This is a genomic window from Nocardioides mangrovicus (genome assembly GCF_003674065.1).
Classification (GTDB): Bacteria; Actinomycetota; Actinomycetes; order Propionibacteriales; family Nocardioidaceae; genus Marmoricola; species Marmoricola mangrovicus.
The window spans coordinates 1,100,566-1,123,021 of the sequence record NZ_RDBE01000010.1 but is presented as its reverse complement, the minus strand read 5'-3'; the positions used below and the strand labels follow the sequence as shown (position 1 = coordinate 1,123,021).

Below are 22,456 nucleotides of genomic sequence, written 5' to 3'. Positions count from 1 at the left end.
TTGCCTTCGCTGCTGGCCTCGAGAAATCGTCGTCTAGGTTTTGGCAAGCCTTGATGACGAGCCAAACCCGCTTGCCCTTCACATCCTCGACGATGTCGCCAAGAGACTCGCCACTTCTCAAGCCCAGGTCTCCACGGTGTCCGTCGTGGCGAGCGCACCGATGCAGATGGCCGGCCGGGGTTGGGGATGCGCTGACCGGACCTCGGAACTACATCGCGCAGGTGTATCAATAGTCCGACACTTTGCGGTGGAACATCGGTCGGTCCGGGCCAAGCTGGACACAGCGGGAGAACGCGAGATCTGAGATGCCACTGGGTCACGATGGCCAGAGTCCGCCACAGCGGTACGGCGAGGTAGACGAACCACGCCAGTTGCGACTCCGGTCTCTTGCAGCTCTCCGTATTCCGGGATACCTGCTAATAGCATCTATGAGTTGGGCGCTGTCTGGATGCAGCCACGCATCATCAACTTTAGACTTGGCAGCGGAACATTGCGCGGTGAGCGTGGCGAGAACGGTATTCGGTTCGACCTCAGACGCCAATCGCGCCAAAGCGCGTTCCTACATCCAGCGTCCGTCCTCTGACAGCGTGCTGATCGAGGCAACCCGTCTTTCAGAAATTGTTGTGGCTTACAATGAAATTCTTTGCTTAGGGCGGCAGTTGGGCGCACCCACAGCTTTTGCGCGCGGCTTCAACCCGTTTACGCCGCAGGATGGCCATCACCACGTCGAGTGGCGACACTACCGGGTGACGTATTTTTCTGTTGGTCTCCATACCCAAGCGCTCTTCGAGGTTCGCTAGCTTCGTGAGCCGAGACGCCGCCGCGGTAGCCGGCGAATGTCTTTCCGCTCTATGAAGGGATGCGGACCTCGCCCTGACGAGTGCAACTGAAACGACGGACGCAGCCTGGACTTGAGCGCTCGGCCTCCTAGGACATACGGCTTCAACTGGCGGGTCCGTCGTCGAGAAGTGCGGTGAATGAACCGTGGACAGTTTCACGTCGTGGTGCAGACCACTCCCGAGTTGGGCCTCTTCTGCAAGCTGGTCAGGGATGAGGTCGATAGCAGAAAAAGACGTCGCTTGATCTGGTGGTCTGCAACCATCGCTCGTTCGTCACGTGATGGAGCGTCAGCGAAAGTTCCGCGCAGCACGTTCTGGAATACCTGAGTGAATTTTACGCCATCGGCCCCTGACGCCGTGACAGACAGTAACGCTCACAGCCCAACGAAGAGCCGAACCCTCTCGACCCCGCATCGTTGCCGTTGCCGTTGCCTCTTTCACTCCCCTAGCCAAGTTCTACGCGCTGATCTGCCGTGGCGAGCTGCGGCACAGATGGCCGAACTCTCATCCTCGATGAGATAGTCAATGTGGGTGGTTTGTTGTGACGTGGACGGATCAAGAGCTAGCGATCATGGATTCGTGGGCGGAGGGCGGCGAAGCCGACGTGCTGGTCCTGTGCCGCACCTCGCCGAACCCGCTTAGGCAGGAGTTCGTCGAGACTGCGGCCGCGGTAGCTAGGGACTCTTACCCGCATGGAGCCGGTGCGCTTCACGTCGGTGGGGTCTTCCGCACGACCGAGGGGTTCGTCATCGACCTTGATGCTCGCGCCGATGAAGCGGCATTGCGCTGGTTCCTTCAGACGCTCCACAAGCAACTTTTGGTGCAAGATCCCTCGGCAACGCTCGCGTCGATGCCAGCGGTGTTGCCCGATGCGTTAAGGCCTGACGGCTTTACCTCGTCTGTCAGTGCCATTTTTTGCGTCCGCGGGTGGCGCGACCAACCCGGTCTGGCCCGCGTCACCCCGGGGTGGATCACCGAGCCGCGGCTAGGTGAACAGTTATTGGATCAGTTCTTGCCTTGGCTTCACGACTTACCCACCGCGTCGTTCTACTGGGAGGCGGCTGGGACCAGGCTGCCAATCGATGAAGCTTGGTCTCGCAAGGCGTTGGAAAGGCAGATCACCTCGCTACCTGGCGAAGCCGGGCTGTTGGTCTGCTCGAGCGGTGAGGTTGCGCGGCGCGTGCATTTCGATGTCACGGGCAGGGTCATTTGCGACACCGTGGATCCGAATCGCGACCTGGCCGGCAGCCTCGCCGAGTTCGCGGCACAATGTGCACACCTGGCGCCGATCCTTGAGTACGCGTGTGTGCGGCGCTGTCTGATGCCGTACTCGCAAGCGGTGGGGGTGCTCACGTCGCCACCTCAGGGTCTGCCTCCCCCGCCCCCGGGCCGCCATCGACCAACCGGCTACTTGACTAACCAGCGCTACCTCGATCGCAGCTGGGTGCCAGACGTCGCGGCCAGCCAGATGCTCACGGCGGAGCACGTCGCGCGTCTTGACCTGGAACCACATGAGTGGGCGACGCGCAGGCTGAGCGACCAGCGCTATCTCGTGAGCAGCACATCGCCAGAGTCGTGGGACCCTCCATCGGAATCGCTACTTCACCAAGCTCGCAGGGACTTCGCCGGCCTGATAATCGGAGACGAGCCCGTCCGCGAGGTGCAGACCCCTTATTGAGGATCGACCACAAGCCAGGCGCAGGACTAACGCTCGGTCGCCGCTCCCGCAGCCGAGCGGTCAACGCGAGGTCGGCGGCGCGACGCGTCGGCCGGCGAGCCTGGACCACCGACGCTGACCGTCCAGGTCACGCGCGGCCTGCCACTGCTCACCGGCGGCGCCGAACACCGGCCGAGTCCCGCGTCGACCGAACTGCCCTGCGGGCGCACGACGACTCATGCTCGAGAACTCCTCTGCGCTCGACGATGTGGCCATCGAGGGCGCAGGCGGAGGCGGTGACCAATCAACTCCGCACTGGTGAGCCACTAGTGAGACAGGCGTCAAAAGCGCTCGCATGAACGCCGTCGGAGCTCATCCGCGCAGGCCAGACACGGTTTCTCGGAGCCGCCTGTCGGAATCGAACCGACGACCTATTCATTACGAGTGAATCGCTCTACCGACTGAGCTAAGGCGGCGTGCGCCGGGCTTGCGGGCGCCGGTCGAGTATAGGGGCGGGAGTACGGCGGAGCCGAATCGACCGGACGTCATACGAGGTGGTCGCTCGCACGACCACGGGGTATGACGTCCCGCGGGCTTGGGTGGCGCGGTGGGGCGGTGGGGCTACCGGTCGGCGATGCCGTCGAGCATGCCGGAGATGAACCGCTTCTGCAGGCAGAAGTAGGCGACGACGATGGGCAGCGCGACGATGACGCCGCCGGCGGCGATGAGCGAGTAGGCGTTGAGGTGCTGGCCCTGGAAGAAGGTCAGGCCCAGCGGCGCGGTGCGCCGGTCGTCGCTGCTGATCATCACCAGCGGGATGAGGAACTCGTTCCAGGTCCACATGCCGATCAGCACGCACATGGTGACGATCGGGGCGCGGGAGGCGGGCACCATCACCTGCCACAGCACGCGCAGGTCGCGGGCGCCGTCGAGCCGGGCGGCCTCGACGATGTCGCTGGGGAAGGTGCGGAACTGGTTGCGCAGCCAGAACACCGCGAAGGCCAGCGACTGCGCCGTCTGCGGCAGGATCAGGCTCAGGAACGTGTCAGTCAGACCCACCCCGCGCAGGTTGAAGTACAGCGGGATGATGAACGCCTCGGCGGGCAGCAGCAGGCCGCCCAGCAGCACGAAGAACAGCAGCCCCGACCCCGCAAAGCTCAGTCGTGCGAACGCGAAGCCGGCCAGCACGCCGAGCATGGTGGTGAGCACGATGACCGAGGCCGTCACGACCAGGCTGGCCACCATGTAGGTGGAGAAGTGGCCCTGGTCCCAGGCGCTGCCGAAGTTGCCCAGCGCCAGCCGGCGCGGCACCGCGAAGGAGCCCTCGTTCTCCTTGGCCGGCGTCACCGCACTGAGCAGCACGCCGATCAGCGGCACCACCGCGAAGAGGGCGAACAGCCCCAGGACCAGGTGGTCGACGATCTGCTCGCGCCGCGACAGCCTCATGCGGTCTCCTGGGGCTGGAGCCGGTTGATGAGCGCCGAGACCACCATGATGAGCACCGTCAGCACCACGGCGACCGCCGCGGCCGAGCCGACCTGCCCGGTGTTGAAGGCGCGGTTGTAGGCCTCGTAGGCGGGCACGGTGGTGCTCGTGCCCGGCCCGCCTCGGGTGGTGACGTAGACCAGGTCGAAGGTCTTCAGCGCCGAGACCACGGTGAGCGTGAGCGCGGCCGCGATCTGGCCGCGCAGCGCCGGCAGCGAGATCGCGAGGAACTCCTGGCGGGTGTTGGCCCCGTCGAGCCGGGCGGCCTCGAAGAGGGTCGGTGCGATGTTGCCGACCCCGGAAAGGAACAGCACCAGGCACAGGCCCACGTTGAGCCAGGTGCCGACCAGCCCGATGGCCACCAGCGCGGTGGAGTAGTCGCCCAGCCACACCCGTGCCAGCGAGCCGAGGCCGACCAGGCGCAGCACCTGGTTGAGCAGTCCGTGGCTGGAGTAGATGGAGACCCACATCGTCGCGACCACCACGGTCGCGATGACCTGCGGCAGGAACAGGACCGTGCGGTAGACGCTCATCCCCCGCAGCCGGTGCGCGCGGGAGATGAGCGCCGTGAGCACGAGCGCGATGACGATCGGGACGACGCTGTAGAAGACCATCAGCATCAGCGCGTGCCCGAACGCCGAGCGCAGCTGCGGGTCGGCGACCACGTCGCGGTAGTTCGACAGCCCCGCCCACGTGGACGCCGAGAGGCCGTCCCAGTGGTAGAAGGAGTACTCGAACGTCTGCAGGAACGGCAGCCCGAGGAACACCGCGAAGACGACGAGCGCAGGCAGCACGTACAGGTACGCGACGGGCTGGCGGCGACCCTTCATCGGCTCTTGTCGAACTCCGCGTAGTCGTCTTGGAGCGTCTGCGTGAACTGCTTGGCCGTCTTCTTGCCCGCCACCAGGTCCTGCGCGGCGGCGGTGAGCGTGTCGTAGAAGGTCGGCGTCGCGTAGTCCAGGTAGGGCGTGACCCCGTTGGCCTGCGAGATCGTGCCGTACGCGGTGGTGATGTCGGCGGCCAGGGTGCCGGTGGCCGGCTTGTCGTCGGCGGGCACCACCGTCGGCAGATTGCCGAGCTTGACCAGCGTCTGCGAGGCCTGCTCGTCGGTGATGAAGTCGATGTAGGCCGCGGCGGCGTTGGCGTGCTTGGTCTTGGAGGTGATGGCCCAGGCCAGCCCCTCGCCGCCCATCGTCACCGGGGTGGACGACCCGCTGGGGGTCAGCGCGGTGAAGCCGATCTGCTTGGCCTGCGGTGAGGCCTCCAGCGCCGCCTCCTGCCAGGTGCCGGTGATGGTGAAGGCCGCGCCGCCCTTGCCGAAGGTCTCGATCGCGGCGTCGCGCGAGACGCCGTTGGCGCCCTGGGTGAGGTAGCCCTTCGAGGCCCAGTCGGACAGCGTCTGCGCCGCCTGCACCTCCTGGTCGCCGGTCCACGAGCCGCTCGTGGAGCTCACCAGGTCCTGCACGGACTGCGATCCGGCCAGTGCGGAGAGCACGAAGCCGTACAGGTGGATGCCGGGGCTCTTCTCCAGGTCGCCGTAGGCGATGGGCAAGGTGCCGGCCGCCTTGACCTTCGCGAGGTCGGCGTCGAGCTCGTCCAGCGTGCTCGGCGGCTGGCTGATGCCGGCCTTCGCCAGCAGCGACTTGTTGTAGTAGAGCCCGACGAGCTCGCCGGTCTGGGAGACGCCGTAGAGGTCGTCGCCCTGCCAGGTCTTGCCGTCGGAGGAGAACGAGTTCAGCTTCAGCAGGCTCTGGGGGTAGTAGCTGGTCCAGTCGTAGAGCTTCGCGTAGTCGTTCATCGACCGCAGGAAGCCGGCCTTCACGAAGGCGCCCATGTCGGGGTAGCCCTGGTTGGCCTGCACGACGTCGGGCGGGTTGTCGCCCGAGAGCGCCAGCTTCAGCGTCGTCTTGAGGTCGGCGAAGGAGCGCGAGACCCGCTTGATCGTCACGTTCGGGTACTTCTTCTCGAACGCCGAGTTCAGCTGCTGCTGGGCCTGGTCGATGCCCTGGTCGGTGTTCTGGTCCCACACCGTCAGGGTGATCTTCTTCGACCCGACGCTCGTGGAGACCGGGCCGGTCTTCTGCTGCGACGCCGAGCTCGCGCCGGGGCCGCAGGCGGCCAGGCCGATCGACAGCACGGCTGCCAGGCCCACGAGCGAGGTCCGCTTCAGCTTCATGACTCTCCGATCTGTTGCAAGAAGGTCCAGTCTCCGTCGACGGGATGGGTACGCAGGAACTCGAGCAGGTCGGCGCGGGTGGGGGCGCTGCGCGCACCGCCCAGCCCGGTCACCGAGACCGAGGCGGCCAGGCCCGCCAGGCGGATCTGGGACTCCAGGTCGCCGTCGCCGGCCGAGTGCGCGGCCATGAACGTGGCGACGAAGACGTCGCCGGCGCCCGTGGGGTCGACGACGTCGACGGGCACGGCCGGCACCCGGAGCACCCGGTCGGTGCGGGAGTCGACCGCGATCACGCCGTCGGCGCCGCGGGTGACCAGCACCAACGGCACGCGCTCGGCCAGCGTGCGGGCCGCGGCCAGCGGCGACTCGGTGCGGGTGTAGCGCATCGCCTCGACGTCGTTGGGCACGAACACGTCGACGCCGGCGAGCCGGTCGAGCACGTCGCCGGACCACTCGCCGGTGGCGTCCCACCCGACCCCGCCGACGACGGTGGCGCCGGCCGCGCGCAACCGCGCCACCCACTCCGGCAGGGGACCCCCGGCCAGACCGACGTGCACGGCGGCCACCGGACCGATGTCCTCGGGTGGGCTCAGCGGGCGCGGCTCCTCGCGGTAGGTCAAGAAGCTGCGGTTCTCCGGTGAGGCCAGGCAGACGCTCACCGGTGTCTGCCAGCCCTCGGGGGTCTCCAGCCAGCTGCACCTCAGCCCGGGCTCGGACTCCAGCATCATCCGCAGCTCGCGGCCCAGCGGATCGTCTCCCAGCCGGGAGAGCAGGCGAGTGGGTGCGCCGGCGCGGGCCGCGGCCACGGCGCGGTTGGCGACCCCGCCCGGGCTGATCGCGAAGTCCGAGGCGAAGGTCTCCCCGCCGGCCTCGGGCAGCGCGATGTCGGTCAGGAGGAGGTCGCAAAAGACCTCGCCGGCGAAGAGCAGCGTCTTCGTCACGGATCACTCCTTCCTGAGCGCAAGTCGCGCAGACTCACGCAGTTTCGTTCGCCGGAACGTAGCGCACCCCGGGCCGATCCGGAAGAGTTCGACGGATTTCTGCTTGGCTTTGCACGAGTTTGCTCGTATCGTCGTCCCGTGATCACCCGTGAACGGCAGAACCGCATCGTGCGGGCGCTGCGCTCCGACGGCGCCGCCTCGGTGCGACAGCTAGCCGCCGACCTGGCCGTCAGCGAGTCGACCATCCGGCGCGACCTGGAGGTCTTGGACCGCAACGGCGAGCTGACCCGCACCTACGGCGGTGCGGTCGTGCATCGGCCCGGCACCACCGTCGAGGAGCACGGCCTCGGTGTCGCCGAGGGCCGGTTCGCCGACGACGTCGACGTCGACCTCAAGCGCCGGGTGGCCGCTGCGGCCGCGGCGCGCATCGCCGACGGCCAGGTGGTCGTCCTCGACATCGGCACCACCACGCCGCTGGTGGCCCGCGAGCTGCGCGGTCGCGACGTCACCGTCGTCACCACCAACCTCGCCGTGCTGCACGAGCTGGAGAACGACGAGTCGGTCCGGCTGATCCTGCTCGGCGGCGTGCTGCGCCGTAACTACCGCTCCCTGGTCGGCTCGATGGCCGTCCAGGGGCTGGCCGAGGTGAGCGCCGACGTCGTGATGCTCTCCTGCACCGGGGTACGCCCCAACGGCCACGTCGTGGACAACATGGCGGTCGAGGCCCCCATCAAGCGCGCCATGATCGCGGCCTCCCAGCAGATCGTGCTGCTGGCCACCGAGCGCAAGTTCCCCGGCACCGGTGCCCTGCGGCTGTGCTCGGTCGCCGACGTCGATGCCGTCGTCACCACCGAGGGCGCCCCGGCGGCGACCCTCGACATCGCCCGCCAAGCCGGAGGAGAGGTCGTCGTCGCGTGAAGCTCTGCATCCTCGGAGGTGGCGGGTTCCGTACCCCGTACGTGTACCAGGCGCTGCTGCGCGACACCGGCTCACCGCGGGTGGAGGAGGTAGCCCTCTACGACACCGACGAGCACCGGCTGCAGGCCATGACCGCCATCTTGCGCCAGCTCGCCGCCGACTTCCCGGACGCGCCTCGGCTGGTGCCGACGCCGGTGCTCGAGGACGCGGTCGAGGGCAGCGACTTCGTCTTCGCCGCGCTGCGCGTCGGAGGCCTCGAGGGGCGGCAGTGCGACGAGCACGTGGCGCTCGACCTCGACGTCCTCGGCCAGGAGACCACCGGACCCGGCGGCCTGGCCTACGCGCTGCGCACGGTGCCGGTGATGGTCGACGCCGCCAAGGTCGTGCAGCGCCTCGCGCCCGACGCGTACGTCATGAACTTCACCAACCCCGCCGGCATCATCACCGAGGCCATGCAGGGCGTGCTCGGCGACCGCGTGCTCGGCATCTGTGACACCCCCTCCGGACTGGGCCGGCGCATCGCCGGCTCGCTGGGACTCGACCACGAGCGCGTGCAGATGGACTACGTCGGCCTCAACCACCTGGGCTGGATGCGCCGGCTGCTCTACGACGGCCACGACGTGCTGCCGCGGCTGCTCGCCGATGAATCTCGCCTCGGCCGGCTCGAGGAGGGGCAGGTCTTCGGCATCGACTGGATCCGCACCATGGGGGTGCTCCCCAACGAGTACCTCTACTACTACTACTTCAACCGCGACGCGGTGCGCTCCATCGTCGACTCCGGCGTCACCCGCGGCGACTTCCTGGCCCGCACCCAGGCCGAGTTCTTCGACCGCGCACTGGCGGCCGGCGACGGCGCGGCCGACCTGTGGCGCCAGACCGTCGCCCGCCGCTCGGCCTCCTACATGGCCGAGGCGCGGGGCGGCACCCAGGACGAGCCCGAGGGCCAGCGCGACCTCGAGACCGACCCCTCCCACCAGGGCTACGCCGGCGTCGCGCTGGGCGTCATGGCCGCCATCAGCCGCAACGAGCGCCGCACCATGATCCTCAACGTGCGCAACGGTTCCACGCTCACCGGTCTGCCCGGCGACGCGGTGGTCGAGGTGCCCACCATGGTCGACGCCAACGGCGTCCACCCGCTGGCCACCGAGCAGCCCGACCTGCACCAGATCGGGCTCATGGCCCAGGTCAAGGACGTCGAGCGCCACACGATCCGCGCAGCGCTGACCGGCTCGCGCAGCGAGGCCCTCCAGGCCTTCGCGCTCCACCCGCTGGTCGACAGCGTGAGCGTCGCGCGGCAGCTCCTGGACGGGTACCTCGCCGGGAGCCCGGAGATCGCGGCGGTGCTGACCCGGTAGGTCTTGCGGGTGCGGAGGCGGCGGGCGGAGGCGGCGGGCGGCTGGCTGGCGGCACCGACCGACCGCCGACGCCAAAACTCCACACTTGCGAAGGTATCGACGGGGGTTGTCCGATCTGTCCGGGCGAAAACTTCGCAAGTGCGCGACTTTGGCGCACCGCAAGGTCTAGTCGGTCGAGCCGGAGCGTCAGTCGAACAGCTTCGGCTGGGGCGGGCCCAGCGCCGGGTCGACGCCGTCGAAGAGGCTGCTGATCGACTCCCCGGCGTGGACGCGGCTGATCGCCTCGGCGAAGAGCGAGGCCACCGAGCGGACCTTGAGGGCGGGCCAGTCGGTCGGCGGCGGGACGGTGTCGGTGGTGACCACCTCGCTGATGTGCGGGTGGCCCTGCAGCCGGTCGACGGCCTTGCCGACGAAGAGGCCGTGCGTGCAGGCGACGGCGGCGTCGGTGCAGCCCTGGTCGGCCAGCCGGTCGAGCAGCTCGACGATGGAGCCGCCGGTGGCGATCTCGTCGTCGAGGACGATGGCGCGCCGGCCGGAGACGTCGCCGACGATGGCGTCGATGACCACCCGGTCGTCGGCCAGCCGCTGCTTCGAGCCGGCCGCGACCGGCAGCCCGAGCAGCCGGGCGAACTGGGTGGCGGTCTTGGCGTTGCCCAGGTCGGGTGAGACGACCACGGCATCGGAGAGGTCCTGGGCCAAGAAGTGGTCGGCGAGCACCCCGAGCGCGGTCAGCTGGTCGACGGGCACCGAGAAGAAGCCGTGCACCTGCGGCGCGTGCAGGGTCATCGTCATCACCCGGTCCACGCCGGCCGTCGACAGCATGTCGGCCACCAGCCGCCCGCCCAGCGAGATTCGCGAGGCGTCCTTCTTGTCCGAGCGCGCGTAGGCGTAGTGCGGGATCACGGCGGTGATCTGGGCCGCCGAGGCGCCTCGCGCAGCGTCAATCATCAGCAGCAGCTCCATCAGGTGCTCCTGCGTGGGCGGCACCAGCGGCTGCACGAGGTAGACGTCGCGCTGACGGCAGTTGGCCTGCAGCTGGGCCTGCAGGCAGTCGTTGCTGAACCGGGTCATCTCCACCGAGGAGAGGGCTACGCCGAGTCGGTCGCAGATGTCGCGGGCGAGCTGCCGGTGGGCGCTGCCGGAGAAGACGACGATGTCGCGCAACGGGTCTCCCGGGTCGAACGGGGTGGAGTGCGCTCAACCTAACCGCCCGGACCCGCTGCGACCAGGGCCCGTCCACCACCGGACACGACGAGACGCCGCGGTCCCCCGGTGAGGACCCGCGGACTACGGTGGCCCGGTGCCGGAGCTGGTCAGCCGTGAGGTCACGGCCGCCGACGACGCGTGGATCTACGTGCCCGACGACGCCGAGACCACCCACACCGGGGACTACCTCCTCGTGTACTACCCGACGTACTGGGCGGGCCCTACCCAGGTCGTGCAGACCCACAGCGAGCGCCCGGCCGCCGAGCTCGTGGCCGAGGTGCTCGCCCAGGTGCGCGACCACGGCCGCTCCGACGTCGTCTGGTGGGTGCGCGACGGTCTCCACCCCGACGGCCTCGAGCAGCACCTGGTCGGCGCCGGCGCACGCCGCGACGAGACCCTCACCGTGCTGGCCAAGGCGCTCGACCAGCCGATCCCGCCGGCACCCGGGGAGCCGGAGGTCCGCGCCGTCGCCGACCTCGCCACCTTGCAGGACGACCACCGCGTCGGCGTCGCGGCCTTCGAGGAGCAGATGCCGTCCGAGGCGGAGCTGCAGGCCGAGCTCGAGCGCCTGGTGGGCAGCAATCTGACCCAGACCCGGCTTGTCGCCTACCTCGACGGCGTCCCGGTCGGCATGGGCGGTGCCCGGATCGCCGACGGCGCGGTCCGGCTGTGGGGCGGCGGCACCGTCCCCGAGTACCGGCGCCGCGGCGTCTACGCCGCGGTGCTGCGCGCCCGGTTGAACTGGGCCCTCGAGCAGGGCGCCCGGTTCGCCCTCACCCGTGGCCGGGTCGAGACGTCGGCGCCGATCCTGCGGCGCGAGGGTTTCGGCGTCTTCGGAGAGCGACGCAGCTACCGGCTCAACGCCTGAGGGAGCGCAGCGAGGGCAGCGCGCGGCCCGAGAAGTCGAACATCGCCAGGTTGTCGTTCGGGTTCCCCGCACCGGGCTCCCAGCCGACGCCGGGGACCCACTCCGGCTCCCAGGCGACGAAGCCAAGGCCGTGCCCCCCGGGTACGTCACCGAAGACGCCTCGCAGCGCCTCGAAGTAGTCGGCCTGACCGGTCGGGCTCGCCGGGTAGCTGGCGCCGTCCGGCAGCTGGTCGGCCGTGGTGACCAGGTTCTCCAGGTCGTCGCCGTTCGACAGCGTCCACGGNGCGGGCCGTGCCAGAACGGGTAGTAGGACTGCCCGACGACGTCGGGGTCGACCCCGCGCGCGAGCACCCCGTCGAGGAAGTACCGCGAGCCGGGGTTGTCGCCGCCGCGGTCGATGTGGACCATCACCCGGGGACGTCGGCAGCGGACGCTGCGCGCGCCGGCGATACCCGCCCGCAGCAAGGTGGTGAACCCGTCGAAGTTCTCCGGGCCGTCGGCGGGGTAGATCTGGCCCAGCGGCCACAGCATGCCCGCGGTCACCTCGTTGCCGACCGCGACCATGTCGACCGGCGCTCCGGCCGCGGCCATCGTCTCGACGGCGTGTCGGGTGTAGCGGCGCACGGTCTCGGCCAGCTGTGCCAGGTCCTGCCCGGTCCAGGCGGCGGGCGTGGTCTGGTGCGCGGGGTCGGCCCAGAAGTCGGAGTAGTGCAGGTCGAGCAGGATCCGCATGCCCGCGCGCCGGGCGCGACGGCCCAGCCGGACGGCCGAGTCCAGGGTGCTGTAACCGGCCGGCGGGTCGACCCAGACCCGCAGCCGGGTCAGGTTGGCGCCGGCTGCGGCCACGATCTGCTCCACCGGCGCCCGGCGGCCCCGCCGGGAGAACCGGACCCCGGCCCGCTCCAGCTGGAGGGTGAAGGAGAGGTCCACCCCCCGCAGCGCCGGCGAGGTGCGGCGCAGGGATTCGAACGCAGATCCGGGCGAGGCCTCGGCGCGCGCGAGCGGCGTCAGCGCGAGGGCGCCTCCGGCGGCAGCGCCGCCCAGCAGGCGACGGCGGGAGAGCTGTTCCATGACTACCTCCGAGAGGGGTGCGGATCCGTGCGCACGACGCGCACGGATCCAGCCGGCACCGACAGGCGACCGGCGACGGCGGCACCGCTGAGCAGCTCGGTGCCGTGGACGAGGAGCTCCTGCTCCTCCTCGCCGTGGTTGAGGGCGAAGACGTAGGAGGCCTCGGCCGCGTCGCGGCGGACGACCTCGAGCCCGCCGGCGGGCGGGGCCGTGACGACCCCGGCCTCGGCGTAGACCGCCGCGAGCAGGGCTTCGATGCCGCACGCGCCGAGCCGGGTGGCGACGTACCAGGCCGTGCCGGCCTCGTGGCGTTGCCGGGTCACCGCGGGTCCGCCCGTGGCCGGTCCGTCGGCGAAGTGGGCCAGCACCTCGGCGCCGTCGAGGACCACGTGCTCGGCCCAGACGTCGCCGGACAGCTCCCCGAGAGCACCGGTCAGCCTCACCTGCTGGGTCTCGCGCAGCGGGGCGAACTCCTCCACGCGCAGCCCCAGCGTGGCGCCCAGGGGTCCGCTGAGCCCCTCGGGGTGCACCGCGTCGTGCTCGTCGACGACCCCGCTGAAGTAGGAGACCACCAGCTGGCCGCCCGAGCGTACGTAGTCGTCGAGGTTCTTGGCCGACTGCGCCGAGAGCAGGTAGGTCTGCGGGGCGATCACCAGGCGGTAGCCGGCCAGATCGTCACCGGGGTGGACGAAGTCGCAGGAGACGCCGTCGCGCCAGAGCTGGGAGTAGAACGCCTCGGTGCGCTCGCGCTGGTCGAGGTCGACGCTGGGGTGCCAGCCCGACGCGGCGGCCCAGTTCGACTCCCAGTCCCACAGCACCGCGACCTCGGCGCGCGTGCGGGAGCCCGCCACCTCGGCCAGCCGCTCCAGGTCGGCGCCGAGCTCGGCGACCTCTCGCCACACGCGGGTGTCGGTGCCCGCGTGCGGCACCATCGCCGAGTGGAACTTCTCGGCCCCGCGGCGCGACGCGCGCCACTGGAAGAACAGCGCGCCGTCGGCACCCCGGGCGACGTGGGAGAGGGTGTTGCGAGCCATCTCGCCGGCGCGCTTGGCCAGGTTGCGCGGCTGCCAGTTGACCGCGGAGGTCGAGTGCTCCATCAGCAGCCACGGACGGCCACCGGCCAGCGACCGGGTGAGGTCGGCGTCCATGGCCAGCATGACGTGGGCGTCGTCGCGCTCGGCGGTGAGGTAGTGGTCGTTGGAGACCAGGTCGACCTCGCGCGCCCACTGCCAGTAGTCGGTGCCAGGAGAGCTGGTGGCCATGAAGTTGGTGGTCACCGGCAGTCGGCGGGCGGCGGCATGGAGCACGTCGCGCTCCAGCACGAAGCACTCGCGCAGCTCGGCGTCGCTGAACCGCGCGTAGTCCAGCCGCTGGGAGGGGTTGAGCATGGTCGCCGCCGCCGCCGGGGTGCGGACCTGCTCCAGGCTCGCGTAGGTCTGGCCCCAGAAGGCGGTGCCCCACGCCGCGTTGAGAGCGTCGACGTCGCCGAAGCGGGCGCGCAGCCAGGCCCGGAACGCCTGCTGGGAGTGCTCGCAGTGACACTGCGAGACGGGGGCGCCGTACTCGTTGTGCACGTGCCACATGACCACCGCCGGGTGCTCGGCGTAGCGCTGCGCCAGCGCACCGGCGATCGCCACCGCCGCATCGCGGTAGGCCGGGGAGCTCGGGCACATCGCACCGCGGGACCCCGGTCCCAGGCGGCGGCCGTCGGCGTCGACGACCCAGGCGTCACGGTGGGCCTCGTACAGCCAGGCCGGCGGCGCCGCGGTCGGGGTGGCCAGGTCGACGCTGACTCCGTGGCGGTGCAGCAGGTCGAGCACCCGGTCCAGCCACCCGAACTCGAATCGCCCCGGCGCGGGCTCGAGCAGGGCCCAGGAGAAGATGCCGACGCTGACCAGGCCCACCCCCGCCTCGCCCATGAGCCGCACGTCGTCGAGCCAGACCCGCTCGTCCCACTGCTCGGGGTTGTAGTCGCCACCGAAGGCGATCCCCCGGGGCGCGGCGGGCCAGCTGGCGATGTCGGCGTCGGACACGGGCGACCTCTCTCGAGAACGTGGGCACTTGTGTGCACGGTCCCACATCGACAAGCCCGGCCACAAGGGCAGCATCGACCGTTGACAACGCCTTGATGGGCAGTAATGGTGGGACCGGTCCCACAGTGGCGACCGTCACCAACAGTGCGAAGGGGTACCTCGTGCGACGCAGCACCCGACTCTGCTTGGCGGTGCTCCTCACCGCGCTCACCCTGCTGGCCGCCGGCTGCGGCGGCGGCTCCGCCGACGGCCCCGTGAAGCTGACGTTTTGGACCTGGGCCCCGAACATGGACAAGGTCGTGGCGGTGTGGAACGAGAAGCACCCCGACATCCAGGTGACCGTCAACAAGCAGGACGGCGGTGACCCGGCCGTGACCAAGCTGCTCACCGCCGTCAAGGCCGGCAAGGGCGCCCCGGACATCATGCAGGCCGAGTACCAGAAGATCCCGACGCTGGTCAGCGCCGGTGCGCTCGCCGACATCTCGAAGGACGTCCCGACGAGCGCCACCGGGCAGTTCGGCACCGCCGAGCTGCGCGCCGTCGACCTCGGCAGCAAGGCGCTCTACGCCGTGCCGCAGGACACCGGGCCGCTGGCCTTCTTCTACCGTGCCGACGTGTTCCAACGCCTCGGCATCGCGGTGCCCACCACCTGGCAGCAGTACGCCGCCGCCGCCCGGCAGATCCACCAGGCCGACCCGACCATGTACCTGGGCACCTTCTCGGCCAACGACGCCGGCTGGTTCGCCGGCCTGGCCCAGCAGGCCGGCGCCTCGTGGTGGGCCACCAAGGGGCAGACCTGGTCGGTGGACATCGACAGCGCCGCCACCCGCAAGGTCGCCGACTTCTGGGGCGGGCTGGTGCAGGAGGGCGTCATCGACAACAAGCCGATGTACACCCCGGCCTGGAACGCCGCGCTCAACGACGGCAAGCAGGTCGGCTGGGTCTCGGCCGTCTGGGCGCCCGGCGTGCTGGAGGGCAACGCGGCCAAGACCAAGGGGCTGTGGCAGATGGCACCGCTGCCGCAGTGGGGCTCGACCTTCACCGACGGGGCCTGGGGCGGCTCGGCCACCGGCGTCACCACCCAGTCCCAGCACCCCGAGCAGGCCGCGCAGTTCGCCACCTGGCTGAACACCGACCCTGCTGCGCTCAAGGCCCTGGTCTCCGACGCCGGGATCTACCCGGCCGCCAAGAGCGCCCAGCTGACCACGCCACCGGCGTTCTTCTCCAACCAGAGCGACTTCTACGAGGTGGCCGCCAAGGGCCGCGACGCCATCAGCCCGTTCACCTACGGTCCGAACGTCAACGCCGCCTACAACGCCTACAACGACGCCTTCGGTCAGGCCGCCGACGCCAAGACCCAGAGCGCGTTCGGCCAGGCGCTGACGCAGATGCAGTCGACGACGCTGTCGAACCTGAAGTCCAGTGGCTTCACGACCAGCCAGTAGGCGCGCGGGCCGGGTGAGCCGCTCGGCCCCCTACGGCTTCCTCGCGCCGGCGATGGTGCTGTTCACGGCCACGCTCGCCCTGCCCATCCTCTACTCGCTCTACCTGAGCCTGCGGGGCGTGCAGGTGCAGGGCCTCGGCCTGGGGCCGGGCGCGCGGCAGGAGGTCTGGGTCGGGCTGAGCAACTACCGCCAGTCGCTGAGCGACCCGGCCTTCGTCCACAGCGTCGTGCGGGTCGTGGGCTACGGCGTCCTGCTGGTGCCCACCATGCTCGGGCTCGCGCTGCTCTTCGCGCTCCTGCTGGACTCCCGCCGCAGCCGCGGCGGCGGCTTCGCCCGGACGGCGATCTTCCTTCCCTACGCCGTGCCAGCCGTCATCGCCAGCCTCCTGTGGGGCTTCCTCTACCTACCCGACGTCAGTCCGGTCACCGACGTGCTGCACGGCCTGGGCCTGCCCGCGCCACAGCTGCTCTCGTCGCGGCTGGTGCTCTTCGCGGTGGCCAACATCGCGCTGTGGGGCGGCGTCGGGTTCAACATGGTGGTGCTCTACACCTCGCTGCGCGCCATCCCCACCGAGCTGTACGAGGCGGCCCGGCTCGACGGAGCCGGCGAGGTGTCCATCGCGGTACGGATCAAGGTGCCGATCGTCCTGCCCTCGCTGGTGATGACGCTGATCTTCTCCCTCATCGCCACGGTGCAGGTCTTCGCCGAGCCCACGACCCTGCGACCGCTGACCAACAACATCTCCACCACCTGGACCCCGCTGATGGCCGTCTACCGCGACGCCTTCACCCGCGACGACATCTACTCGGCCTCGGCCACGTCGGTCGTCATCGCCGCGGTGACGCTGGTGTTCTCCTTCGGCGTGCTGCGCGCCGTCGGCCGACGCGCGTTCGCCGAACGGTGAGCGCCGCCACGAGCGGGGCGCGCACCGTCCGCACCCGCGACAGCCGCCCCAGCGTCCTGGCCACCGCGTTGCTGATGCTCGGCGCCGTGTACTGCCTGGTGCCCGTGGCCTGGGTGCTGGTCGCGGCGACGAAGAGCGGTGCCGACCTCTTCTCCACCTTCACCTTTGCCCCCGGTACGCACCTGTTCGCCAACATCGCCGACCTCTCGGCCTACCGCGGCGGGCTGTTCTGGCGCTGGATGCTCAACACCGTGCTCTACGCCGGCGTCGGCGCGGCCCTGTCCACGCTGGTCTCGGCGATGGCCGGATTCGGGCTGGCCAAGTACGAGTTCCTCGGGAAGTCGACCTTCTTCAACCTCATCCTCGCCGGGGTGCTGGTGCCCGGCGTCATCCTCGCCATCCCTCAGTACCTGCTGGTCGCCCGCGTCGGCATGGCCGACACCTACTGGTCGGTGCTGCTGCCCAGCATCATCAGCCCTTACGGCATCTACCTGGCCCGGATCTACGCCACCGCCAGCGTGCCCGACGAGCTGGTCGAGGCCGCGCGCGCCGACGGTGCCTCCGAGGCCCGGCTGTTCGTGCTGGTGGCGCTGCCCATCATGCGCAGCGGGCTGGTCACGGTGTTCCTCTTCCAGTTCGTCGGCATCTGGAACAACTTCATGCTGCCCTACATCATGCTCGGCAGCGACCGGCTGTTCCCGGTGACCGTCGGGCTCAACGGCCTGCTCAACCAAGGTGCCACCCAACCCGCGCTCTACACGCTGGTCATCACCGGTGCCCTGCTCTCGATCCTGCCGCTGGTGGCGCTGTTCTTGCTGCTGCAGCGGTTCTGGCAGGTCGACCTGGCCGCCGGTGCCGTCAAGGCCTGAGGCCGCCTGCCGGTCCTCACTCGGCACGGCCAGTGCTGGTCGGCCATGGCCTAGGGTCGGCTCTCGTGCACGCGCGTGATCGCCGACGCCCCACCATCCGCGACGTCGCGGTCGAGGCGGGCGTCTCCCGGGCCACGGTCTCGCGGGTGCTCAACGGGGCCTCGCGGGTCAGCCCGTCGGCGCTGAGCGCCGTCAACCGCGCCATCGAGCGCACCGGCTACTCCGCCAACCTGCACGCCCGGGCCCTCTCGGCCGGGCGGTCGCACAGCGTGGCCTTCCTGCTCACCGAGCCGCAGGACCGGCTCTTCGAGGACCCCAACTTCTCCACCCTGCTGCGCGAGCTCTCCCGCGCCCTGGCCCAGCAGCCGGTACCGCCGGTGCTGGTCCTGGTCGTGGCCAGCACGCAGCCCGACCGCCGCACGATGCTGGACTACCTCTCCCAGCAGGTCGACGGCGTGTTCGCGGTGTCCACCCACCGCGGCGACCCGCTGGTCGGCGAGCTGCTGCGGGCCGAGGTTCCCATGGTCGCCTGCGGGCGCGTGCTCGGGCAGTCCCTGCCCGCGCCGTCGGTCGCGGCCGACGACCTCGAGGGGGCGCGGGTGGCCACCCAGCACCTCCTCGACTCCGACCGCTCGCGCATCGCGATGATCAGCGGCCCGATGGACACCTCCGGCGGCACCGACCGGCTCGGCGGCTACCGCTCGGTCCTCGGCGACCGCTTCGACCCGCGGCTGGTCGCCGCCGGCGACTACAGCTACGCCAGCGGGGCGGGCGCGATGCGGGCCCTGCTCGAGGAGGAGCCGGGCATCGACGCCGTCTTCGCCGCCTCCGACCTCATGGCCTCCGGCGCCCTCGCGGTGCTGCGCGCGAGCGGACGGGCGGTGCCCGAGGACGTCGCGATCGTGGGCTTCGACGACTCCAGCTACGCCAGCGCCTCCGACCCGCCGCTGACCACGATCCGCCAGCCCTGGGACCGCATCGCCGAGGAGATGGTCCGGCTGCTGCTCGCGCTGATCGAGGGCCGCGAGCCGGTCTCGGTCACCGTGCCGACCAGGCTGGTGGTGCGCGAGTCGGGCTAGTGTCGCGAGTCAGAAATCCGCACACAGCGGCGTGCGCTGGNGCAGCGAGGCGCGTGCTCAGGGTGCGAGGCTGACAGTGAATCTCTGACTCGCGACACTAGGTCAGCACCGCAGGTCGTTCTTCGGCACCTTCCCCTCGACCAGGTAGTCCTCGACCGCCGAGTCGACGCAGGAGTTGCCCTGGTTGAAGCCGGTGTGGCCGTCGCCGTTGCGGCTGACGAACACCCCGGAGTCCAGCTCCCGGGCCAGTCCCTTCGCCCAGGCGTAGGGCGTGGCCGGGTCGCGGGTGGTGCCCACGACGACGATCGGGGGCGCGCCCTTCGCACTGATCGCGTGGCTGGTGCGCTTGTCCTGCACCGGCCAAGTCGAGCAGGTGGAGAGGCTGTAGGCGAAGATCCGGCCGAAGGTCGGCGAGGCCTTCTCGAACTCGGCGTAGTGGGAAGGCACCTGGTCGACCGGGATCGAGTCGTCGTGGTCGAGGCAGTTCACGGCGTAGAGCGCGTTGAGCGAGTTGTCGGTGTAGCCGCTGGAGCCGCGCGAGGTGTACTGGTCGGCCAGCGCGAGCAGCGTCGAGCCGTTGCCCTGGTCCATCGCCTGGGTCAGCGCCTGAGTGAGGATCGGCCAGTAGGACTTGACGTACAGCGGCAGCCAGATGCCGAGCACCCCGAGCCCGGCGGTCAGCTTGCGGCTGGAGTTCGTCGGCAGCGGCTGGGCGTCGAGCTGGTCGATGAACTGGCGGATCTTCTGGGTGCCGGCGTCGACGGAGTCGCCCAGCACGCAGCTGCCGCGGGACACGCAGTCGGCGACGTAGGCCCGCAGCGCCGTCTCGAAGCCGTGCGCCTGGCCCAGGTTGAGCTCGGAGTTGGAGAGCGCGGGGTCGATCGCGCCGTCGAGGACCATCCGGCCGACGTGGGTGGGGAACAGCCCGGCGTAGGTGGCGCCGATGAAGGTGCCGTAGGAGGCGCCGAAGTAGTCCAGCTTCGACTCGCCGAGCAGCTGGCGCAGCACGTCCATGTCCTTGGCCACCTCGACGGTGGACATGTGCTTGGCCAGGTCGCCGCTCTTGGCCAGGCAGCCGTCGCCGAAGCCCTTGATGAGGTCGTCGAGCGTGGCACGCTCGGCGTCGGTGTCGGGGTCGGGGTCGCTGGCGACCACCTGGTCGGTGCCGGCCGTGTCGAGACACTCCAGCGGCGTGCTCTCGCCGACGCCGCGAGGGTCGACGCCGATCAGGTCGAAGTGCTGGCTGATCGCCGAGGGCCACGACGAGGAGGACTGGGCGTACTGGATGGCCGAGCCGCCCGGACCGCCGGGGTTCACCACCAGCGAGCCCACCCGCTTGCCGGTGGCCGCCACCTTGACCATCTTCAGCTCGATGGTCTTCCCGGTGGGATCGGCGTAGTCCAGCGGCACCGACATCGACGCGCACTCATCGGAGCCGCACGACTTCCAGGTGAGCTTCTGGTCGTAGAACCTGGCCAGGCTCGCGTCGGTGCTCGGCATCGCCGCGGTGGGCGTGTTGCTGGCGCCGGCGTCGCCGCTCCCGGATGCCGACGGGGTGCTGCTGGGGCCGGTGGCGTCGCGGTCGCGCAGCTTCACCACGCCGAACGCACCGCCGGCCACCACCAGGGCGATGACGACGCCGATCGCGATACCCGGCCACACCGGACCCTTCGACGGCGGCGGGCTCAGTGGCGGCTCGGACATACCCGACAGCGTAGAGACCTCACCGCAGCGCCATCATCAACGCAGCGCCATCATCAACGACTCCAGCGCCAGCAGCGGCGGCACGTTGAACTCCATCATCTGCTCGCGGGCGACGAAGACCGCGTCGATGCGCCGCAGGTTGAGCTCGGGGGTCGAGGTCTCGACCATCCGGTCGAGCAGCGGGCGCTCGTCCTCGTTGACCAGCGCCGTGCGAGTGCCCAGCTGCAGTGCCACCGTGTCGCGGTAGACCGAGACCAGGTCCATCAGGCCGCGGTCGACGACGTCGAGCACCCGACGCTTGGCCCGCAGCGACTGAGACTTCTCCAGGTCGCGCAGCGCCGGGGCGTACTCGCGGGGCCGGCGGCCCCGCTCCACGACGCCGTAGACGTCGTCGAGCTCGCGGCGCTCGCGGGCGTCGACGTCCTCGGTGATCGCGGCCGACTCGGCCTTGGCGGCGTCGTGAAGCATGGCCGCGGCTGCGACGCAGGTGCCGACGCCCCGGAGCCGGCCCGGGATCGAGACCACCTCGCGGCGGCGGTCCATGGTCGCCTCGTCCTTGGCGAGCGCGCGGGCGCGGCCGATGTGGCCCTGGCTGGCGCGGGCGGCGTGGGCGGCGCGGGCGGGGTCGACGCCGTCGCGCCCCACCAGGAACCGGGTGACGTCCTCGGCGCTGGGGGTGGCCAGCACGACCAGCCGCGAGCGGGAGCGGATGGTGGGCAGCACGTCGTCGACCGTGGGGGCGCAGAGCAGCCAGACGGTGCGCGCCGACGGCTCCTCGATGGCCTTGAGCAGGGCGTTGCAGGCCTGCTCGGTGAGGCGGTCGGCGTCCTCGATGATCAGCACCTGGTAGCGATCGCCCATCGGCGCGAGCGCGGCGGCCCGGACCAGGTCGCGGATCTCGCCGACGCCGATGGAGAGCTTCTGGGTGCGCGTCACGTAGATCGACTCGTGCGAGCCGACCAGCGCGGTGTGGCAGGAGTGGCACTCGCCACAGCCCCCGCGCTCGCACTGCAGCGCCGCGGCGAAGGCGATCGCCGCGTTGGAGCGACCCGAGCCGGGCGGGCCGGTGAACAGCCAGGCGTGCGTCATGTCGCCGGCCACCGCGCGCTGCAGCGTCTGCACCACGGGGGCCTGGCCGACCAGGCCGTCCCAGACGCTCACAGCTCGCGGACCCGCTCGAGGATGAGCTTGGCGATCGTGTCGACGTCGTCGCGGGCGTCGAGCACCAGGTAGTGCTCGGGATCGCGCTCGGCCAGCTCGACGAACGCCTGGCGCACCCGGGCGTGAAACGCCGGAGGTTCGGCCTCGATGCGGTCGCGCTCGGCGAACCGGGACAGCCCGGCGCCGGGCTCGAGGTCGAGCACGACCGTCAGGTGGGGGCGCAGGTCGCCGGTGGCCCAGCGCAGCATGGGCTCGAGCCCCTCGAGCGCGTCGCGGCCGCCGCCCTGGTAGGCCAGCGAGGAGTCGACGTAGCGATCGGTGACCACCACCTCGCCGCGCGCCAGCGCCGGGCGGACCACCTGGTCGACGTGCTCGGCCTTGTCGGCGGCGTAGAGCAGCGCCTCGGTGCGCGGGTGCAGCTCGCCGGTGGCCGGGTCGAGGACGATGCGCCTGATCTCAGCACCGACCGCGGTCGCGCCGGGCTCGCGGGTGAGCAGCACCGTGCGCCCCTCTGCCACCAGCGCGTCGCGCAGCAGCGCGGCCTGGGTCGACTTGCCCGCCCCCTCGCCACCCTCGAGGGCGACGAAGAGCCCGGTGGGTGCGTACGTCACGGGCCTCAGCCTAGGCGGGGGTGCCGACGGCGACGCCCGGTGCGTGCGCCTTGGCCACGCGGGCGTCGACCGCTGCTGCAGGCGCCAAAACTCCGCACTTGCGAAGTTGTGGGGGTGACAAACCGGGCACCACC

At 70.4% G+C, this 22,456-nt stretch carries 19 protein-coding genes, 1 tRNA gene and 1 pseudogene; 9 read left to right on the top strand and 12 right to left on the bottom strand.

Translation table 11 applies throughout. The annotated features are described in order from the left end of the window. Positions 1-497: 497 nt before the first annotated feature. On the top strand, positions 498-800 hold the full coding sequence (locus tag D9V37_RS20110; RefSeq protein ID WP_158604531.1) for a hypothetical protein: 303 nt from the start codon (positions 498-500) through the stop codon (positions 798-800). A gap of 610 nt (positions 801-1,410) precedes the next feature. Continuing rightward, positions 1,411-2,517: a hypothetical protein gene (locus tag D9V37_RS19910; RefSeq protein ID WP_147456010.1), complete on the top strand. Its 1,107-nt coding sequence runs from the start codon at positions 1,411-1,413 to the stop codon at positions 2,515-2,517. Between the two features lie 382 nt (positions 2,518-2,899). On the opposite strand, the gene D9V37_RS19905 is transcribed toward D9V37_RS19910, so the two are convergent. The 5 genes from D9V37_RS19905 to D9V37_RS19885 all read right to left on the bottom strand — a co-directional run bounded on the left by D9V37_RS19905 (position 2,900) and on the right by D9V37_RS19885 (position 7,098). Then, a tRNA-Thr gene (locus D9V37_RS19905) sits at positions 2,900-2,972 on the bottom strand. Between the two features lie 145 nt (positions 2,973-3,117). Beyond that, the gene (locus tag D9V37_RS19900; protein ID WP_121807808.1) at positions 3,118-3,942 is read right to left on the bottom strand and encodes a carbohydrate ABC transporter permease; all 825 of its coding nucleotides are present in this window, start codon (positions 3,940-3,942) and stop codon (positions 3,118-3,120) included. Further along, positions 3,939-4,811, bottom strand: coding sequence for a carbohydrate ABC transporter permease (locus tag D9V37_RS19895; RefSeq protein WP_121807807.1), 873 nt, complete (start codon positions 4,809-4,811; stop codon positions 3,939-3,941). Before D9V37_RS19895 ends, D9V37_RS19900 begins: the two co-directional genes overlap by 4 nt. After that, complete coding sequence (locus D9V37_RS19890; RefSeq protein ID WP_121807806.1) at positions 4,808-6,157, bottom strand: extracellular solute-binding protein; 1,350 nt, start codon at positions 6,155-6,157, stop codon at positions 4,808-4,810. Before D9V37_RS19890 ends, D9V37_RS19895 begins: the two co-directional genes overlap by 4 nt. Next, the gene (locus D9V37_RS19885; protein ID WP_121807805.1) at positions 6,154-7,098 is read right to left on the bottom strand and encodes a carbohydrate kinase family protein; all 945 of its coding nucleotides are present in this window, start codon (positions 7,096-7,098) and stop codon (positions 6,154-6,156) included. The genes D9V37_RS19890 and D9V37_RS19885 overlap by 4 nt, the downstream gene beginning before the upstream one ends. A 138-nt stretch (positions 7,099-7,236) precedes the next feature. Between D9V37_RS19885 and D9V37_RS19880 the strand changes: the two genes are divergently transcribed. After that, positions 7,237-8,016, top strand: coding sequence for a DeoR/GlpR family DNA-binding transcription regulator (locus D9V37_RS19880; protein ID WP_121807804.1), 780 nt, complete (start codon positions 7,237-7,239; stop codon positions 8,014-8,016). After that, on the top strand, positions 8,013-9,371 hold the full coding sequence (locus D9V37_RS19875) for a 6-phospho-beta-glucosidase (RefSeq protein WP_121807803.1): 1,359 nt from the start codon (positions 8,013-8,015) through the stop codon (positions 9,369-9,371). The genes D9V37_RS19880 and D9V37_RS19875 overlap by 4 nt, the downstream gene beginning before the upstream one ends. A gap of 186 nt (positions 9,372-9,557) precedes the next feature. On the opposite strand, the gene D9V37_RS19870 is transcribed toward D9V37_RS19875, so the two are convergent. Continuing rightward, positions 9,558-10,535: a ribose-phosphate diphosphokinase gene (locus D9V37_RS19870; protein WP_121807802.1), complete on the bottom strand. Its 978-nt coding sequence runs from the start codon at positions 10,533-10,535 to the stop codon at positions 9,558-9,560. Positions 10,536-10,671: 136 nt separating this feature from the next. Between D9V37_RS19870 and D9V37_RS19865 the strand changes: the two genes are divergently transcribed. Further along, complete coding sequence (locus D9V37_RS19865) at positions 10,672-11,445, top strand: GNAT family N-acetyltransferase (protein ID WP_121807801.1); 774 nt, start codon at positions 10,672-10,674, stop codon at positions 11,443-11,445. Here the strand turns inward: D9V37_RS19865 and D9V37_RS21040 are convergent. The 3 genes and pseudogenes from D9V37_RS21040 to D9V37_RS19850 form a co-directional block, all read right to left on the bottom strand. Beyond that, on the bottom strand, positions 11,435-11,719 hold the full coding sequence (locus tag D9V37_RS21040; RefSeq protein WP_408636235.1) for a glycosyl hydrolase 53 family protein: 285 nt from the start codon (positions 11,717-11,719) through the stop codon (positions 11,435-11,437). The genes D9V37_RS19865 and D9V37_RS21040 overlap by 11 nt on opposite strands. A 26-nt stretch (positions 11,720-11,745) precedes the next feature. Beyond that, positions 11,746-12,516: pseudogene (locus D9V37_RS21035) on the bottom strand (glycosyl hydrolase 53 family protein); the annotation flags it as partial. Between the two features lie 2 nt (positions 12,517-12,518). Next, positions 12,519-14,549: a beta-galactosidase gene (locus D9V37_RS19850; protein WP_232525035.1), complete on the bottom strand. Its 2,031-nt coding sequence runs from the start codon at positions 14,547-14,549 to the stop codon at positions 12,519-12,521. A 161-nt stretch (positions 14,550-14,710) separates the two neighbouring features. Between D9V37_RS19850 and D9V37_RS19845 the strand changes: the two genes are divergently transcribed. From D9V37_RS19845 to D9V37_RS19830, 4 genes are read left to right on the top strand one after another with little or no spacing between them, the layout of a single operon-like run. Next, the gene (locus tag D9V37_RS19845; RefSeq protein ID WP_232525034.1) at positions 14,711-15,994 is read left to right on the top strand and encodes an ABC transporter substrate-binding protein; all 1,284 of its coding nucleotides are present in this window, start codon (positions 14,711-14,713) and stop codon (positions 15,992-15,994) included. Between the two features lie 13 nt (positions 15,995-16,007). After that, on the top strand, positions 16,008-16,898 hold the full coding sequence (locus D9V37_RS19840) for a carbohydrate ABC transporter permease (RefSeq protein ID WP_232525033.1): 891 nt from the start codon (positions 16,008-16,010) through the stop codon (positions 16,896-16,898). Then, the gene (locus D9V37_RS19835) at positions 16,895-17,767 is read left to right on the top strand and encodes a carbohydrate ABC transporter permease (protein WP_232525032.1); all 873 of its coding nucleotides are present in this window, start codon (positions 16,895-16,897) and stop codon (positions 17,765-17,767) included. Before D9V37_RS19840 ends, D9V37_RS19835 begins: the two co-directional genes overlap by 4 nt. Positions 17,768-17,799: 32 nt before the next feature. After that, positions 17,800-18,846, top strand: coding sequence for a LacI family DNA-binding transcriptional regulator (locus D9V37_RS19830; RefSeq protein ID WP_269778396.1), 1,047 nt, complete (start codon positions 17,800-17,802; stop codon positions 18,844-18,846). A 102-nt stretch (positions 18,847-18,948) separates the two neighbouring features. On the opposite strand, the gene D9V37_RS19825 is transcribed toward D9V37_RS19830, so the two are convergent. From D9V37_RS19825 to tmk, 3 genes are read right to left on the bottom strand one after another with little or no spacing between them, the layout of a single operon-like run. After that, positions 18,949-20,550: an alpha/beta hydrolase gene (locus D9V37_RS19825; RefSeq protein ID WP_232525031.1), complete on the bottom strand. Its 1,602-nt coding sequence runs from the start codon at positions 20,548-20,550 to the stop codon at positions 18,949-18,951. Positions 20,551-20,586: 36 nt separating this feature from the next. Next, positions 20,587-21,711 (bottom strand): DNA polymerase III subunit delta', encoded by a 1,125-nt coding sequence (locus D9V37_RS19820; protein ID WP_121807796.1) that lies wholly within the window; start codon positions 21,709-21,711, stop codon positions 20,587-20,589. Further along, positions 21,708-22,322, bottom strand: coding sequence for a dTMP kinase (gene tmk / locus D9V37_RS19815; RefSeq protein WP_332835769.1), 615 nt, complete (start codon positions 22,320-22,322; stop codon positions 21,708-21,710). Before tmk ends, D9V37_RS19820 begins: the two co-directional genes overlap by 4 nt. Between the last annotated feature and the right edge of the window lie 134 nt (positions 22,323-22,456).

What these genes read in the sequence shown, in the direction of transcription:
- D9V37_RS19910 (WP_147456010.1), top strand. Translation starts at nt 1,411, where the DNA reads ATGGATTCGTGGGCGGAGGGCGGCGAAGCCGACGTGCTGGTCCTGTGC.
- D9V37_RS19900 (WP_121807808.1), bottom strand. Translation starts at nt 3,942, where the DNA reads ATGAGGCTGTCGCGGCGCGAGCAGATCGTCGACCACCTGGTCCTGGGG.
- D9V37_RS19895 (WP_121807807.1), bottom strand. Translation starts at nt 4,811, where the DNA reads ATGAAGGGTCGCCGCCAGCCCGTCGCGTACCTGTACGTGCTGCCTGCG.
- D9V37_RS19890 (WP_121807806.1), bottom strand. Translation starts at nt 6,157, where the DNA reads ATGAAGCTGAAGCGGACCTCGCTCGTGGGCCTGGCAGCCGTGCTGTCG.
- D9V37_RS19825 (WP_232525031.1), bottom strand. Translation starts at nt 20,550, where the DNA reads ATGTCCGAGCCGCCACTGAGCCCGCCGCCGTCGAAGGGTCCGGTGTGG.